Raw genomic sequence first — 14,521 nt, 5'->3', positions numbered from 1 at the left:
TTTGAGTCAGGCGGCTGGAATCTCTATTAAATAAACTGTATCAATCTTCTTTTGGGGCAACCAACTCTTTTTGTTCAGACGTTATAGCTACAGGTTGAGCGGATTTTTCAATCGCAGGAGTGATGGAAAAAATTGCTTCCGTCGTCGTTTCAAAACAATTTGACAACCCAATTTTTGCCAAGATTCCCGATCGCTCTAGGAGTTGTTGAACTTCCGGCTGCAAACCCGTGAGAATTAAGCGGCAATCGTGGCGTTTCAGATCCTGGTAGATGTCTTCGAGGGCGACTAACCCAGTGGTGTCCATATTCGGTACAAACCGCAGCCGCAAAATCAGAAACTTCACTTCTGGTTCATCCCGCAGGAAGGTTACAAACCGTTCGGCGGCACCAAAAAATACAGGCCCATCTACCCGATAAACAGCAATTTGTTTGCTTAACTCCAGGGGAACACCAGGAGGAAAAACTTCGGTTTCGGGAATTTTGGCCAGGCTCAACTCGCTCATCCGCTTGATGAACAAAGCACCCGCTGCAATTAATCCGACTTCTACGGCTAGAACTAAGTCAAAGCAGATGGTAACTAGCCAGGTAAGAATCATCACACCAAAGTCGGAGTATGTGGCACGCATCAGCAAGCCGATCGCTTCCCACTCAATCATCCGCAGGCTAACCACCATCAGAATGCCAGCCAAGGCCGCTAGGGGAATTTGTGCCGCGAGGGGAGCTAAAGTCAAGACAATAATCGCTAAAGCAAGACCGTGAATCACGCCAGAAAGTCGAGTTTGGCCACCAGCACGCACATTGACAGCAGTACGAGCGATCGCCCCCGTCGCCGGAATTCCTCCAAAAAACGGCACTATGATATTCGCCAACCCTTGACCGATGAGTTCCCTGTCACTATTGTGTTTCTCGCTGACTGTCATACCATCAGCCACCACCGCCGACAGCAACGACTCAATACTCCCCAATGCAGCCAGTGCCAAGGCAGGATTAATTAGCTCTCGCAGCAGACGAAAATCAGTCCAGTGGGGAATACCTTGCGGCACCGGTAACGATTGGGGAATCGAGCCGATAGTGGGGACGTGGAGGTGAAAAAAAGACGCGACAGCAGTCGCTAGGATTAACCCCACCAAAGAACCCGGTATCGTAGTATTAATCCGAGGCCAAAGCAATTTTGTGGTAATGACCACCATTGCCAACCCCACCGCTGCCCAATTTCCACCTTCTATATGGGTCGCACTTTCCCACAATCCAGGTAGAAAATGTTCGCTGCGTGGCAGTTGCAAGCCAAAGAAATTATTAAGCTGACCACAAAAAATAATCACGGCGATGCCATTAGTAAAGCCCGCCGTCACCGGATAGGGAATAAACTTCACCAGCCGTCCGAGTTTGGCAATCCCCAAGGCAACTTGGATAATCCCGGCCATTACCCCAGCAATCCAAACCTTTTCGATGCCGTACTTGGCGACAATTCCCACTAGAACGACTGCCATTGCCCCGGTAGGGCCGGTAATCTGAACGGGTGAACCACCAAAGATTGCCGCTACAATCCCCGCCACAATTGCGGTGTAGAGTCCGGCTTTCGGTTCCACTCCACTCGCCACTGCAAAAGCCAGCGCCAAAGGCAGTGCTACCACTGCCGCTGTTAGTCCACCTGTCAAATCGCCACGCCAGTTACGGAACAAGTAACCCAAGCGGAAACTTTGAACGTTATCGAGAGTATTTAAAAGTAGTGTCCGCATATTCAATTAATTTTCTACTCACAATTTATGAATTGATGCAACAAGTCGTTTTCATTCCACCTCGATCGACTCGGCAATGTAATTGATGCTTTTTTTCCCCAGCCGCAAGGCATCCAGGATTTGAATCCGCACGGGGTTAGACAAAATTTTGAAAAAGTCAGCTTTGAAGTAACTGGGCTTAAATGCCATTGGAATATCTATGTATCTTCAAAGTCTTGCAGATAGCTTAACGCTTATGCGATCGTACAGCAAGCTCTAGACAGATAAAGTGTATGAACCGAAGCCGTGATTGGCAGAGTTTGATTGCTGTATATAACTCTTTTATCAGATGCGACACTGCACTAAAAAGCGTCAGATTGTTGAGGTTTGTGATGAACACTGACTGTTGATTAATACTATTATTGTCGGTGCCTGCGATCGCACTTTCCATAAAAAGCGGCCCGAAAAAAGCGGTTTTTTGCAATAACCCTATTGAGTTTTCAAAAGTTACCTGCCAAAATTATAAGGTATAAAGACAAACAATGTAGAGACGCAGCTAAAATAAATGCCAAAAATATTAGTAATTGAAGACAATAAGTTTCTCAGAGAAACCGTTATAGAACTCCTGCAATTGCACGGTTTTGAAGCTGTAGGCGCAGAAAACGGACAAGTCGGTATCCAGTTAGCGATCGCCCAAATTCCCGATTTAATCTTGTCTGATGTGATGATGCCGGAACTCAACGGTTTGGAAGTTTTTGCGATTTTGCGATCGCACCCTGCAACCGCCAGCATTCCGTTTATTTTTATGACGGGTTCAGAAATAGAAAAAGCGATCGAACTCAAAGCCGACGGCTACCTCAAGAAACCTTGCAGCGCCACAGAAATGTTCCGGGCGATCGCAACTCAACTAGAAAAACCGAAAATTACCAACCCAAAACATCAAAAAGTACAGGACAATTCTGGTAAAGAAAATCTCAGCTTGGGCGCCCGGAATCAAAAATATCGGCTGGAGATGGCGTCGCTTTGCTCTCAATGACAGGCACTGTAACGTTCTTGATACATAAGTTGAGGGAATTTCAAATTGGTTCCAGCCAGAGGTGACTTAGACTGGGTATGTTGAATTTGGTACAAAAGTCATGAACCCACAATCTAAAGGCCGCCTAGTTTGGAATCACTCTACCCACCTTCCCGGTTTGATACCAATTTTAGAGCGCCTCACCCTAAAAATAGGCATTCAAACTGTTACGCCAGGGGTCATCAACAAAGTTAAAGGACACATCCCCCGCATGACATTAAGAGTGTCAGTACCCATCCGGGGGGGATTTAAAATCATTGCCAGACAGGGCAAAACCGTACAAGAAGTCTTTATATTAACCACTCTCAGTCAAGGGGACTTGGAAGAGATGATCGCCCAAACCCTAGCCAGGTGACAATTTTTTCTTAGCAAGCACTGCGCGAGCTCTAACTGCTAAAGTTTCATCGCTTTGGGCAATTTCCTCAAGTTGGGCCAAAACTTCCGTTAACCAATCCGGTTGAACAGTCGCAGCAACCGCCAAAGCTTGCAAAGCCCCCGCTGCTGCGTAGCGAACCACCCATTCCGGGTCTCGGGACGCTTGCAGCAGGGTTTTCACTGCGCGAATTTGAGCATCTAAAACTTGTTCTGCGGGCATAAGTTCCCAGCAAATCGTCCCCAAACCCCTAGCCGCCGCCCGCCGCACGCTCAAAGCAAAGTCATTCGCCGCAGCATCGAGCAAAATCTCTAAACCTCTGGGGTCGCCAATTCCCGCCAAAGCTCGAACAGCCCAAGCCCTCGCTCCGTAATTGTAGCCGTCAAGCTGTTCTAGAAGCGGGAGTACGGCGGGTTCTCCGAGTTGAATCAGCCCGTCAACGGCGGCAACTGCGGCGCCGGGGTTGTTGTAGCCGAGGACTGTAATTAAGGTAGGAATTGCTTCTTTGGAAGGAGCCTCCGCCAGTGCTTTGACTGCGTTTAACAAGCCTTCGGAAGAATCTGCTTGTTCGACTGCGCGAATTAGTTCTAATGCCATTGATTTGTAAGCTCTACCGTGATCATTGTAATTGTAGGTTGGGTCGATCGCGCGATCGAACTTTTTGCAGCGTCGGTGAGGCGCGGCGATCGACTTGGAAAGCTTACCATACTCGAAATATGACAATCTTGGTTAAAGAGTCGAATCCGCCAAAAACTCGACTCCATACCTGCGCTAGGAATTCTTGCGCTGTGCATCCTCACCGCCTTCGCGCTTCCTATAAGCCTTAGCCCAAGCATAGCGCTGCGGATTTTTTGTCAGCAGATATTCCACAACTTCCCGACGCTTCTCATCCTTAGCATTTTTGACAACCCGCTTGAGTTCGGAATCTATATCTTCTGATTCAGCACCGCGTTTAATTGCCTTGTTAAACCAATCATCGCCCTGTGAATATTGACCCCGCTCATAACAAATAGCTCCCATCAAAGTGTAAGGATGATGACTCTGAGGCTGATACTCAATAGCTTTTAGCGCGCACTTTTGTGCATCATCTAATTTATCAATATCTCGGAAAGCACCGCCCCTCGTTGTTAACAAAGCTGACTTGAGCTTATTTTCTTTGATTTGATCGAAGTCCAGATTTTCTGTCACCTTCAATGCACTTTCCGGTTCACCTGCCTTGCGCCAATGACTGCTGGCGTTGGGCAAGTTCCATTTATCTCCAGTGCGCTCATATTCGCGATCATAGAAAAGCGCTTCAAGCCTGTGGTAGGCCATAACAATCATTCCATGATTAGATAAAAGTTTCTGTTGTATTAACTGAACAACTAACACAGGATCTAGACGTTCTTCTCTCTCCAATTTTACCATGATTGCGTAAAACGGATCGAAGGGAAAATTATGATCTATAATCCGATACTTGACCTTGAGAGCCGCAAATTCCTTCTCTTGGGCAAAGGTAATTACATCCTCACGTCCATTCTGTTTCAGCCAATCAAAATCAGCCTCACTTAAATGATCTCCAGATTGAATTTTGGACTTGAGAGTAGCAGCATATTTGTCAAGCGCAATAGTAATTGTCTCACTCAAATTACGCTTTTTTAGAAAATTAATATCCTGCTCACCTAGCTGACTTTCTAAATCAATTTTTTTGAGAACTTTATAAAGATGGCTAGAGAGGGATGAATCCTCATAAGTAGTAGCTTTATACTTAACTTTCAGTTCGCAAAAATGTCGTTTTTGTTCAATCTCCAAAACAATGCTAAGCGTTTCGCTAAGTTGATTCTCTTCTAGCCAGTTAAGTTCTGACTCACTCAACTGCTGATCTACCTCAAGATTTTTAAGGATGGGATACAACTGACTAGAGACAGATGTTTCTGGGTGTTTAGTTGCTTGGTACTTCTCTTTTATTTTGGCAAACTCAGCTTCTCTTATAGCTTCTTTTTCTTGAAAAATTCCCAGGGTTTCAAAGAGTTCTTGTTTCTTAAGCCATTTAACCTCTGAATCATTTAACGGTTTTTCAGCTTCTAGTTCCTTCAAAATGTGATAAAGACGACTTTCAGGCAATGACTCTTGATATTTTGTGGCTTGGTACTTAGCCTTTAGTCCAGCAAATCGCGCCATATCTTCAGCGATACCAATTGTTTTAGTCAGCCCCTCTTCTTGCAGATAGTTAACTTCTAAGGGAGTTAGATGATTTTCCGAGTCAAGTTTCCAAAGGATAGGATACAAAGGACTGGATACGGGCAGCCCTTTGATTGCTTGAAACTTAGACTTGAGTTGAGAAAATTTAGCATCGAGTTTTTTTCGTCTTTCAGCCTTACGTTGTTGCTCTTGCTCGATAGCTTTTCTTGTTTCCAAAAGCTGATGCTTTCGTAACCACTTCCCCTCAAACTTACTAATTTCAAATTCTAAATCAGCTCTTTGCAGAATGAGATACAGAAGACTAGAGGGAGATGAATCTTCATATTTTGTTGCTTGATACTTGGACTTAAGCGCGGCAAAATGTTGCACCTGGACTTCCAAATCGTCGTTGCTCATGGTGAATCCCCCGATTGATACTTCTAGCCACTACACAACCATCTCCCAGCATTCCGCGAGCGCTATTGTCAAAACCAAAACTTTTTTAACTGAGGAGCGCTCCAGATGGTAAGGTGATTTTAACACGAGTTATTTTGCCAAATCAAGCTACTAATATCAGTATTATTACGGAAATTTGAGCAAAATTATTGCCGAAAGTCTCCTTCCTCATTCCATCAAACCATCAGCCGCTGATTCACCAGGCTAAAACCGCTCAAATAGTTCTCAATTGCCTGAAATACAGATATGCGCTAGGGAAACAGCAGTGATGTTTCCTGAATGTGCTGTGTCCTGAATATATGGCAGACAATTGAGAATCGCTAAAGCAATCCTATTGCAGTTGCGAACTAATTTTTGTTAAAGTAAACTATCCATTAAGTTCATAACTTGGATAGCTTCATCGGACAAAGATAGAGATTCTTGTTGATTGAGGTGATGCTCCAAAACTCCTTTCAGGGCGATCAATTTCATGCTATTTTCTGCTAAAGTTTCAGCAATAGCTGGCGCTGACGGCAAATAGCCGATCGCCCCCAAGTCCATCAAAGCCGATCGCCGCAACTGCAAATTATCCCCATTCAAAGCTGTCACCAATAGATCTCCGTAAACCGGATCGCCAGTCAACTGATACATCGCCCGCGCCGCAGCGTACTGCACCCGCTCCACAGAATGCTCTAAAAAAGGTGCAATTAGCGGTATAGCTTCTGTCGCTCGCAGCGTACCCAAAGCTTCAATTACCGAGTCGTAAGGCTGCACCAGATGCGATTTACCAGCCACTCGCACGGCTCCAGCTACGCCCCCATCTAAGAGTTTCATCAGCGACGGAATGGAATCGCGATCGCCCAGCATTTCTAGAGCTTGAGCCGCCGCTTCCCGCACGTAATAATCGGCACATTCCAAACACCGAATCAGCGCCGGTAAGGCTTGTTTGTCGCCCAATTTACCCAGCGCCCGCGCCGCATTTCGCAATAGGGAATAATCGCCTATTTTTGTTTGTTCTGATTCTTCCTGCAAAGCATCAATAAGAGCTGCGATCGCCGCCGGTTCTTTGACTCGAAATCTGCCAATCCACCAAGCAGCATAATAGCGGAGACTGTAATCTGGGGAGTGCAAATTTGCGATCGCCTGTTCTACTGTTAAAGACTCGCCGTCAGCTACACCCGCCGGTGAGTCGGATTCGTCATAATTCATAATCGTTAGTTATTAAGAAAACTAGGGAATGATTTCAAAAGACTGTTGGCTAATTCAAAAAAAGGTAAAACCCAACATTCCACAATCAGGGCAAAAGAACTATAGCAGTTCGTTCATCAGTTGTGTGATTCTTGTAGGGGAAACCCCCATGCGCGGCGATCGCGATCGCGTTCCCGAAGGGTAGCTATCCCCTAGGGAATCGTCCAACCGCTGCCGTTATAGCGGCGCAATTCTTCTTGGATAATCCATTTGTACCATCCGTAATATAGCAGTAAACTGACTGCATAAAGCAAAATTACTCGCCACAAGGAGCGGGGTTTTCCTAAAGGTTTGTCGGACATTTTTTAAGATAATATATGATATCATGTCCCATTGATGATTCTAACAAAAACGGTTCGTAGTGCGGACTTTAGTCCGCAATCCGGGAACGGACTTTAGTCCGCACTACGAACGATAGATCAATTGACCGGACAAGATATAAATGGCTTTATTGATTGTATTAACATTTGTTAATTATTGCAAAATTGCTTCTCGGATCGATCGCGCGGTTGCAGGGGCCAGCAGAACACCGTTGCGGTAGTGGCCGCTGGCGATCAGAACGTGGCTGTTACCCGGAAGCGTCTCGATAATTGGGGCCGGTCGTTTTTCCGGGCGCGGGCGCAATCCCGACCATTTTCTGAGGATTTCAGCTTCGGCTAAGGCGGGACAAAGTGCGATCGCCCTCGCCATCACTTCTTCCAACATATCAGCATTCGCCTCAATTTCCCCGCCATTTTCAGGAAACTCCACCGTCGCCCCCACCCAAAATTCTTGATTTGCCAAAGGTACAATGTGAACGTCGTCGCAAGTAATTACGGGCCGAAAATCTGGGTTTCCTAACGGATTTTTTAACCGCAAATGCAGCGCTTGTCCCAACACCGGGCGAATGTCAATTAATTGATTTAAGGATGCAGTGACTGTCGCAGAACCTAAGCCAGCGGATATAATTAGTCGATCGAACTCGCCACTAGCAGCAATCGCGGCCCCTTCAACTTCCACTCCAAACTTAAAAATTACGCCATTGCGTTCAGCAGCATCCACCAAAGCCAAAGTTAGCGCCGTCGGATCGACTTGCCGGTCTTGCGGCGAATAAATCCCAGCAATTATGTTATTGTTGACAGATAAGTGAGGATTGCGATCGCGCACTTGTTGCACATTCCAAAGTTCTAATTTCCAACCTTGAGATTCGCGAATTGCTGCTAGTTTTTCCCATTTACTTAAATCCTCTCCCTCCGCACAAAGCATCAAAATTCCCTGTTTGTTAAACGGAATTTTTCGCCCAGTAACTGCTTCTAATTCAGGAATTAAAGTTTCGTAGCGCTGAAGGCTGCTTTCCCTCAACTGCCAATTTCTACCCTTAGTTTTGTGACTGATAACTCCCATCAAAACGCCGAGGGCCGCACCTGTAGAACCCAGTGCCGGCGGTTGTTTGTCGAATACTGTGACTTTTAGTTCGGGGAATTTACTTAGTTCAAAGGCGATCGATGCCCCGATAATACCGCAACCAATAATTGCAACGCGAACCATTCAATTTTAGATTTTAGATTTTAGATTTTAGATTTTAGACTTGAGAATTTATATAATTTTTTCGTAGGGCGCGCACTGCACACCCTACAATAACTGCACGCACCATCTCGGTGTGCAGCGCGCACCTAAAAACTCAAGTAATTAGTCTTGAGGAATTAGCTGCAAGAAATTCTCGAAATGATTCACCGCTGTTTGATAACTAGCGATAACTTTCGCATTGTCATTCGCTTTAGCAGCGCTGTCAATGTTTACCAAATCAGCAAACAAACTCTTTGTCAAATCAACAGCTTGTTGTTGAGATTTGGGTAACAAAGTGGCTGAGACGGCTCTCATGGTGTTACGCAAGTCGCCTAGAGGCCCGTGAATGTAAGTTATGGTATCAATCCAATTTCTGTTTTGAATTAGGTTCCCTAGGTTATCCATGCGCGATCGGAATTCTGTCAGGGTAGGAGCATAGCGCTGAATTTGCTGGATCTGGGCTGCTGTGTAAGTCGTCGGAACTTTGGCTTCGACACTGCTGCAACTAACCAGAAATGCCATCATAAACGCCATCATCAAGGCAAAAAATGAACGGGGACGAGTCATATCGATTTTTGATTTTTGATTTGTGATTTCTCGTTGCCGGCGGGCACGGGGACACCGACCCTAGGCACCGAGAGTTAGGTACAAAATATTATTTTACCTCCTGACGTCGCAGAAAAGTTATCAGAGCTTCGCCAACTTTTTCCGACCAATGTTCTTGGGGATAGTGCCCCGCTTGTTCTAGTGTGACTAACTCGGCATTTTTCATGGAACTGACTAATTTTTGAGCGGGTTCAACACTCAACCAAGGATCGGTCAAACCCCACACAAATAAAGTTGGGCGCGTCCATCCTTGCAAGCCGGATTCAATTTCTGCCATTGACTGCGGTAATTGAATGTTGCGGACTGTATTCATTAGCGATCGCCCCGCATCCGAACTCTTCAAAAACGGGCGGCGGTAAACATCTAAATCGCTGTCTGATATGATTTTGCGACAACCGCCTTCGAGGGTTCTGTCTACCAAAAGCGGGTCTTGCGTCATCATGTCGCCAATAAAAGGCAGTCCCAACTGCTGCATTTTCCAAGGCAATTTGATATCGGCGGAAACTGGTGTATTTACGATCGCTAAACGTTCTATTTTATCTGGATTTTGCAAAGCGTATTGAATGCCCGCCGAAGCTAAAAATCCTTGGACTACGAGGGAAAATCGGTCTATTTCTAGAGTTTTAATAAAGCCAGCCAGGGCGGTTACAAAAGCATCTGGAGTGTAAGCAAAGTCGCGTTTGTCCGGTTTGGTCGATCGCCCGTAGCCCACCCAATCCGGCGCTAGCGCTCGAAATCCCCCAGCAGCTAAATCCGGCATGATTACAGTCCAGGTAAAGCTTTGGGACGGCAAACCGTGCAGCAGCAGCACCGGCGGCTTATCACTTTCGTTAACCGGATTTGTTTCCCGATAAAACCATTTTAGCGGGCCTACTTCAACTGTTTTCTCATCTATTGACATTATTTTACTGATTATTTATCAAAGAATAAGGCGGGTATTCCCCGCCCTACTTACCTAATAGTTGGGTGTGTACAAAGCACCATTAGTATCAACAATCGCCTAAAAACTTTTGGATCTCAGGTTTGTATCGAAGTTTCGATCCCCCTAAATCCCCCTTAAGAAGGGGGACTTTGAGAAGACTCTTGTTCCCCCCTTCTTAAGGGGGGCTAGGGGGGATCTAGGCCTGAATCGTCCGACAGCAGTCTGTGACTACATAAGACCTAGTTGTTGACACTAATGAGAGAGTACCTTACCCAAATAATTAAAGTCCCGCTTAGAAATTCATTTCAGCAGCTTGAACTTTTTCGACCTGTTTCTTCTTGAGAACCAGCATGATTTGAGCCAGCATGGTTATAGCCACAAAAGCCATCAATCCTTTAACTCGACCTGCACTTTGCAGCACAATTTCCACATCTTTTTGACCGAAGCCGCCCACATTAGGATTGTTCGTCAAAAGTTCGCCGGCTGCCACTGTTTGTCCTTCGGTAACAATCAGTTCTGGGCCAGCAGGAATTGTATCAACAACCGCTGCACCTTCTGCTGGTTGGATTGTCACTTCATAACCACCATCTTCAGGTGTGGTGATTTTAGAAATGCTGCCAGCTACCGAAGCATTATAAACAGTATTGTTGCTCTTAGCGCCTGTAGGATAAACCTGACCGCGACCGCGGTTGCCGCCGACATAAATTAGGTATTTGCCGTAGTGAACGGACTTGTCAGTTGCGGGATTTGGCGACAAAACTGGGAATACCAATTCTTTGTATTGTTCACCAGGCAGCGGGCCCACTAAAATAATATTTTCTTGGGTTTCGCTGTAAGGTTGGAAGTAAAGATCGCCGACTTTTTCCTTCATTTCTTCGGGAATTCTGTCAGCGGGAGCAATCTTGAAACCTTCGGGCAACATCACAACTGCGCCTACGTTCAAGCCGCCTTTGCTGCCGTCACCGACAACTTGCTGCACGTTAGCATCGTAGGGAATTTTGACAATAGCTTCAAAAACTGTGTCAGGCAAAACAGATTGTGGTACTTCAACTTCTGTCGGTTTTGCACCTAGGTGACAGTTAGCGCAAACAATGCGACCGGTGGCTTCACGGGGAGTAGCGGGTGCTGTTTCCTGGGCCCAGAAAGGGTAAGCAAATGCTGCTTGGGGAAGTGCGATGTCGCTGGTGAGAAAAAATCCGGCGGCGACGATCGCAATTAAGGCAGTTTTGGCGATCGTCTCGACACTGCGGCGAACTATCGCAGATAAATTAGTTTGTGGCATTAGAGTATTCAATCTCAAAGGTCAGACAATGCGTGAATTTTAGATTTTGAATTTTGAATTTTGGATTTGGGATTATTAGACTGTTTTAGGGATGAAATTATCTTTGATTTTCACCGCTGACCCCAATCTAAAATCTAAAATCTAAAATCCAAAATTGTTTAAGACCACCAAGGTTCTTCGCCGGTGCGGAAATCAGTTTCTTTCCAAGTGGTAAAAGCAATCTTGTCATCTGCGACAGTGGCGTGGGCCAGGGCCAGAGACAAAGGCGCGGGGCCGCGTACCACTTTGCCCTCACTGTTGTATTGAGAACCGTGGCAAGGACAGATAAACTTGTTTTCGCTAACATTCCAAGGCACGACGCAACCCAAGTGAGTGCAGACTGCATTGATGCCGTAATCGGCCAGAGATAAGTCTTCTTCCACCACCAGATAAGTGGGGTCGCCTTTGAGGCCTTGGGCCAAGGTACGATCGCCCGCTGGGTGGGAAGCCAAATATTCGCTAACGATGATGTCGTTACCCAAGGCGTCTTTAGCAGTGACTCCGCCACCTGCAGCCCCACTCGACGGAGGAACAAAATATTGGACAACGGGATAGAGTGCGCCCAGTGCCACACCTGTGACTGTACCGAACGTCAACAAATTCATAAATTGGCGACGCCCCATATCGGGGACATCGGGATTTCCAGCAGAAGATTGAGCCATGACCTGCCTTTACGGTTTTAAGTTACGTTTGTTTGTTAGGGAATTTGTACGTGCAGACAACTGGCGTAGTCGCAGCCCATCTGCTCGCACCAACTTCAGGCAGCGAAAATTCCTTTGAATAATGCGCCTTCCAGCCTTTATTAGAGTATTATTACATTTTTTGAACTTTGTCTTTTATTGTTTAAGAGATTCACTCAGGAGCAACCATGACGGGCAAGGATTTACACCAGCTACTCCTAGAAAAATGGGGAAAGTCTTACGATATCAGATTGCGGCGGACGCGGGGCAAGATTTTTGTGCAGGTGATGTGGAAATATTTGGAACAAGCGTCTTTTCCGATGACGGAGGCTGATTATTTCGAGCATTTGGACGCGGTGGCGAATTACCTCAACGGCTGGGGCAGCACGGCACAGGTGAGAGAATACATTGTGACTACTCGCGATCGCCCGCGCTTGGGCAAAGCTGTCAGCATCCCCCTGGATTTGGGCGAAAGAGCCTCGGAGTGGTTGCTTGACGAGTTTTGAATCAGTCCTTAGTCAGTTGACTGTTGTCAGTTGACTGTTGTCAGTTGTGTGTTGTCAGTCATATCAAATCCAGCTAAAGGGAGCATTTCATTTTTATTTTTGTCGCAAAGCATTTTTTGGGTAGTGCTGTCTCCGCTCCGAAATATTATACAGTTCGCTCGCGGATCCCACGGCGTTAAAGCAAAACACAGATGCTGCGAGTTAAATCAGAACCATCTTTCGGCGCGATCGCTTCTAGAGCTCGCCAGCCTCGGCTTTTTTGGCGATCGGGGTTTCTAGCCGACCAAAATCATCCGAACCATTTTCTGTCAACACTTTCACATACAATGAACCTCAGATATCTTGTGAAATTTAGGAGAATGTTGTAATGGGTGTTGCAGTTGGAATGGTTGAAGTCTTAGGATTTCCCGCCGCCGTAGAAGTTGCAGACTCAATGGTCAAAGCAGCCCGAGTTACTTTAGTTCGCTATGAAAAGATAACCCGTGCTTACTGGACAATTATAGTTAGAGGAGATATCTCTGAAGTGCAAGCAGCCGTTGCTGCTGGAATTGAATCAGTTAAAAAGGTCGATGGCGGAAAGTTGCTATCGTATCACATCATTGCTCGTCCCCACGAGAATCTCGATTATATTTTGCCGATCGGCTACACACCTGAAGTCGAACAGTTCCGAATGTAGACAAAGTTTTGACAAAACTTTGGTGTGGAGTTTTAACTTTTAGTAATTATAGAGGCGCGGGCGATCGCATCTCTATATTTTTTTAATGGCGAGTCGATCGCATTTATGAGCGAGAAATATTTTCCGTACAACCCGCCCCCAGCTCAAAAACCAGAAACTTTCCAGCCCTCACCGCCCCAAAAGCTTCACAAAACCAACACCGCCAAAATACAAAGCCAGCACCGCACCTCCCAAAAGACTTTGCGTTAAAGGATCCGTAGAAGGCGTTAACACCGCTCCCAAAATAGCCGCTCCCAACACTACATAGCGCCAGCCCGATAGCATTTGCTTGGACGAAACAATATTCAAAACGCCCAGCAATACTAAAACGATCGGGATTTGAAAAGCTAAGCCGGTGCTGAACATTAACAAGAGCACAAATTTAAAGTATTTGTCGATCGACCACAACTGCTCTACAACATCCGCCCCGTAGCTAACAAAAAAGTTGAGCGCCGCCGGAATCAGAGCAATATAAGCAAATACTAACCCGCCCAAAAATAAGAAACTCGATCCCAAAAACACGGGCCCTAGCAACCGACGTTCTTTGCGAGTCAAGCCGGGGAGTACAAACAGCGCTATCTGGTAAAAAATAAACGGACTTGCAATTAGCAAACCGCTATATCCCGCCACTTCGATAGAAACAAAGAAATACTCGCCGGGAGCTAGTTGCAAAAACTTGACGGGCCCGGCGGGTACTTCTAGCAATTGTACGATCGGTTTAACTGTTAAAAAACAACCAATAACACCGATTACTACTGCAATTAGCGAGTAAAAAATTCGCAGCCGCAATTCTTCTAAATGGTCGAACAAAGACATCTCAACTTCGTCGGGAAGTTCGTCGAGATATTCATTTTCTAGGTTACGGGAACCCATAGAACTGTCGGCGATTGGTGCAATGCTATTTTCCGGGCTAACTTCTTCGCCTTCTAATTTACTAACATCTACCGAATCATCGGCGATTGGTGCAATGCTATTTTCCGGGCTAACTTTTTCACCGTCTAATTTACTAACATCTACCGAATCATCGGCGATTGGTGCAATACTATTTTCCGGGCTAACTTTTTCACCGTCTAATTTACTAACATCTACCGAATCATCGGCGATTGGTGCAATACTATTTTCCGGGCTAACTTTTTCACCTTCTAATTTACTAACATCTACCGAATCATCGGCGATTGGTGCAATACTATTTTCCGGGCTAACTTTTTCACCTTCTAA

16 protein-coding genes and 1 pseudogene are annotated in these 14,521 nt (G+C 45.9%); 5 read left to right on the top strand and 12 right to left on the bottom strand.

The annotated features are described in order from the left end of the window. Window positions 1–40: 40 nt before the first annotated feature. Window positions 41–1,738, bottom strand: coding sequence for a SulP family inorganic anion transporter (locus QUB13_RS21840; RefSeq protein WP_333384686.1), 1,698 nt, complete (start codon window positions 1,736–1,738; stop codon window positions 41–43). A gap of 51 nt (window positions 1,739–1,789) precedes the next feature. Beyond that, window positions 1,790–1,927, bottom strand: coding sequence for a hypothetical protein (locus QUB13_RS21835; RefSeq protein ID WP_333384683.1), 138 nt, complete (start codon window positions 1,925–1,927; stop codon window positions 1,790–1,792). Between the two features lie 355 nt (window positions 1,928–2,282). Between QUB13_RS21835 and QUB13_RS21830 the strand changes: the two genes are divergently transcribed. Continuing rightward, window positions 2,283–2,753 (top strand): response regulator, encoded by a 471-nt coding sequence (locus tag QUB13_RS21830; protein ID WP_333384680.1) that lies wholly within the window; start codon window positions 2,283–2,285, stop codon window positions 2,751–2,753. 100 nt (window positions 2,754–2,853) lie between these two features. Then, window positions 2,854–3,147, top strand: coding sequence for a DUF2103 domain-containing protein (locus tag QUB13_RS21825; protein ID WP_333384677.1), 294 nt, complete (start codon window positions 2,854–2,856; stop codon window positions 3,145–3,147). Here QUB13_RS21825 and QUB13_RS21820 read toward each other — a convergent pair. The 3 genes from QUB13_RS21820 to QUB13_RS21810 form a co-directional block, all read right to left on the bottom strand. Continuing rightward, the gene (locus QUB13_RS21820) at window positions 3,136–3,762 is read right to left on the bottom strand and encodes a HEAT repeat domain-containing protein (RefSeq protein ID WP_333088043.1); all 627 of its coding nucleotides are present in this window, start codon (window positions 3,760–3,762) and stop codon (window positions 3,136–3,138) included. The genes QUB13_RS21825 and QUB13_RS21820 overlap by 12 nt on opposite strands. A gap of 174 nt (window positions 3,763–3,936) precedes the next feature. Next, window positions 3,937–5,742, bottom strand: a complete 1,806-nt coding sequence (locus tag QUB13_RS21815; RefSeq protein ID WP_333384674.1) for a hypothetical protein — start codon at window positions 5,740–5,742, stop codon at window positions 3,937–3,939. Window positions 5,743–6,138: 396 nt separating this feature from the next. Further along, window positions 6,139–6,969 carry a HEAT repeat domain-containing protein gene (locus tag QUB13_RS21810; RefSeq protein ID WP_333384672.1) on the bottom strand — a complete coding sequence of 277 codons (831 nt, stop codon included), beginning with the start codon at window positions 6,967–6,969 and terminating at the stop codon, window positions 6,139–6,141. 28 nt (window positions 6,970–6,997) lie between these two features. Here QUB13_RS21810 and QUB13_RS21805 point away from each other — a divergent pair, with 28 nt between their 5' ends. Then, complete coding sequence (locus QUB13_RS21805; protein WP_333384669.1) at window positions 6,998–7,153, top strand: hypothetical protein; 156 nt, start codon at window positions 6,998–7,000, stop codon at window positions 7,151–7,153. A gap of 7 nt (window positions 7,154–7,160) precedes the next feature. On the opposite strand, the gene QUB13_RS21800 is transcribed toward QUB13_RS21805, so the two are convergent. The 6 genes and pseudogenes from QUB13_RS21800 to petC all read right to left on the bottom strand — a co-directional run bounded on the left by QUB13_RS21800 (window position 7,161) and on the right by petC (window position 12,064). Beyond that, complete coding sequence (locus QUB13_RS21800) at window positions 7,161–7,310, bottom strand: hypothetical protein (RefSeq protein ID WP_333384665.1); 150 nt, start codon at window positions 7,308–7,310, stop codon at window positions 7,161–7,163. A 172-nt stretch (window positions 7,311–7,482) separates the two neighbouring features. Next, window positions 7,483–8,535, bottom strand: a complete 1,053-nt coding sequence (locus QUB13_RS21795) for an NAD(P)/FAD-dependent oxidoreductase (RefSeq protein ID WP_333384660.1) — start codon at window positions 8,533–8,535, stop codon at window positions 7,483–7,485. Between the two features lie 141 nt (window positions 8,536–8,676). Next, window positions 8,677–9,150, bottom strand: a pseudogene (gene psbQ / locus QUB13_RS21790) (photosystem II protein PsbQ); the annotation flags it as partial. Between the two features lie 58 nt (window positions 9,151–9,208). Next, window positions 9,209–10,060, bottom strand: a complete 852-nt coding sequence (locus QUB13_RS21785) for an alpha/beta fold hydrolase (protein WP_333384657.1) — start codon at window positions 10,058–10,060, stop codon at window positions 9,209–9,211. A 313-nt stretch (window positions 10,061–10,373) separates the two neighbouring features. Continuing rightward, window positions 10,374–11,363 carry a cytochrome f gene (gene petA / locus QUB13_RS21780; RefSeq protein ID WP_333384654.1) on the bottom strand — a complete coding sequence of 330 codons (990 nt, stop codon included), beginning with the start codon at window positions 11,361–11,363 and terminating at the stop codon, window positions 10,374–10,376. Window positions 11,364–11,521: 158 nt separating this feature from the next. Further along, on the bottom strand, window positions 11,522–12,064 hold the full coding sequence (gene petC, locus QUB13_RS21775) for a cytochrome b6-f complex iron-sulfur subunit (protein ID WP_333088026.1): 543 nt from the start codon (window positions 12,062–12,064) through the stop codon (window positions 11,522–11,524). A 206-nt stretch (window positions 12,065–12,270) separates the two neighbouring features. Here petC and QUB13_RS21770 point away from each other — a divergent pair, with 206 nt between their 5' ends. Together QUB13_RS21770 and QUB13_RS21765 are read left to right on the top strand one after the other, a co-directional pair. Continuing rightward, a complete protein-coding gene (locus tag QUB13_RS21770; protein WP_194009313.1) occupies window positions 12,271–12,588 on the top strand; it encodes a DUF3067 family protein in 318 nt (105 codons plus the stop codon). A gap of 367 nt (window positions 12,589–12,955) precedes the next feature. Next, window positions 12,956–13,264, top strand: coding sequence for a carbon dioxide-concentrating mechanism protein CcmK (locus QUB13_RS21765; protein ID WP_106149684.1), 309 nt, complete (start codon window positions 12,956–12,958; stop codon window positions 13,262–13,264). A 168-nt stretch (window positions 13,265–13,432) separates the two neighbouring features. On the opposite strand, the gene tatC is transcribed toward QUB13_RS21765, so the two are convergent. Continuing rightward, window positions 13,433–14,176 carry a twin-arginine translocase subunit TatC gene (gene tatC / locus QUB13_RS21760; protein WP_333384736.1) on the bottom strand — a complete coding sequence of 248 codons (744 nt, stop codon included), beginning with the start codon at window positions 14,174–14,176 and terminating at the stop codon, window positions 13,433–13,435. Window positions 14,177–14,521: the final 345 nt, after the last annotated feature.

The sequence above is a fragment of the Microcoleus sp. B4-D4 genome, from assembly GCF_036705185.1.
In the GTDB taxonomy this organism is placed as follows: domain Bacteria; phylum Cyanobacteriota; class Cyanobacteriia; order Cyanobacteriales; family Microcoleaceae; genus Microcoleus.
Note: the sequence above shows the minus strand (reverse complement) of the source record. Positions and strands in the feature narration are given on the sequence as shown.

Coding starts and splice junctions, on each gene's coding strand:
- QUB13_RS21840 (WP_333384686.1), bottom strand. CDS start 1,738: ATGCGGACACTACTTTTAAATACTCTCGATAACGTTCAAAGTTTCCGC.
- QUB13_RS21835 (WP_333384683.1), bottom strand. CDS start 1,927: ATGGCATTTAAGCCCAGTTACTTCAAAGCTGACTTTTTCAAAATTTTG.
- QUB13_RS21830 (WP_333384680.1), top strand. CDS start 2,283: ATGCCAAAAATATTAGTAATTGAAGACAATAAGTTTCTCAGAGAAACC.
- QUB13_RS21825 (WP_333384677.1), top strand. CDS start 2,854: ATGAACCCACAATCTAAAGGCCGCCTAGTTTGGAATCACTCTACCCAC.
- QUB13_RS21820 (WP_333088043.1), bottom strand. CDS start 3,762: ATGGCATTAGAACTAATTCGCGCAGTCGAACAAGCAGATTCTTCCGAA.
- QUB13_RS21815 (WP_333384674.1), bottom strand. CDS start 5,742: ATGAGCAACGACGATTTGGAAGTCCAGGTGCAACATTTTGCCGCGCTT.
- QUB13_RS21810 (WP_333384672.1), bottom strand. CDS start 6,969: ATGAATTATGACGAATCCGACTCACCGGCGGGTGTAGCTGACGGCGAG.
- QUB13_RS21805 (WP_333384669.1), top strand. CDS start 6,998: ATGATTTCAAAAGACTGTTGGCTAATTCAAAAAAAGGTAAAACCCAAC.
- QUB13_RS21800 (WP_333384665.1), bottom strand. CDS start 7,310: ATGTCCGACAAACCTTTAGGAAAACCCCGCTCCTTGTGGCGAGTAATT.
- QUB13_RS21795 (WP_333384660.1), bottom strand. CDS start 8,535: ATGGTTCGCGTTGCAATTATTGGTTGCGGTATTATCGGGGCATCGATC.
- QUB13_RS21785 (WP_333384657.1), bottom strand. CDS start 10,060: ATGTCAATAGATGAGAAAACAGTTGAAGTAGGCCCGCTAAAATGGTTT.
- petA (WP_333384654.1), bottom strand. CDS start 11,363: ATGCCACAAACTAATTTATCTGCGATAGTTCGCCGCAGTGTCGAGACG.
- petC (WP_333088026.1), bottom strand. CDS start 12,064: ATGGCTCAATCTTCTGCTGGAAATCCCGATGTCCCCGATATGGGGCGT.
- QUB13_RS21770 (WP_194009313.1), top strand. CDS start 12,271: ATGACGGGCAAGGATTTACACCAGCTACTCCTAGAAAAATGGGGAAAG.
- QUB13_RS21765 (WP_106149684.1), top strand. CDS start 12,956: ATGGGTGTTGCAGTTGGAATGGTTGAAGTCTTAGGATTTCCCGCCGCC.
- tatC (WP_333384736.1), bottom strand. CDS start 14,176: ATGGGTTCCCGTAACCTAGAAAATGAATATCTCGACGAACTTCCCGAC.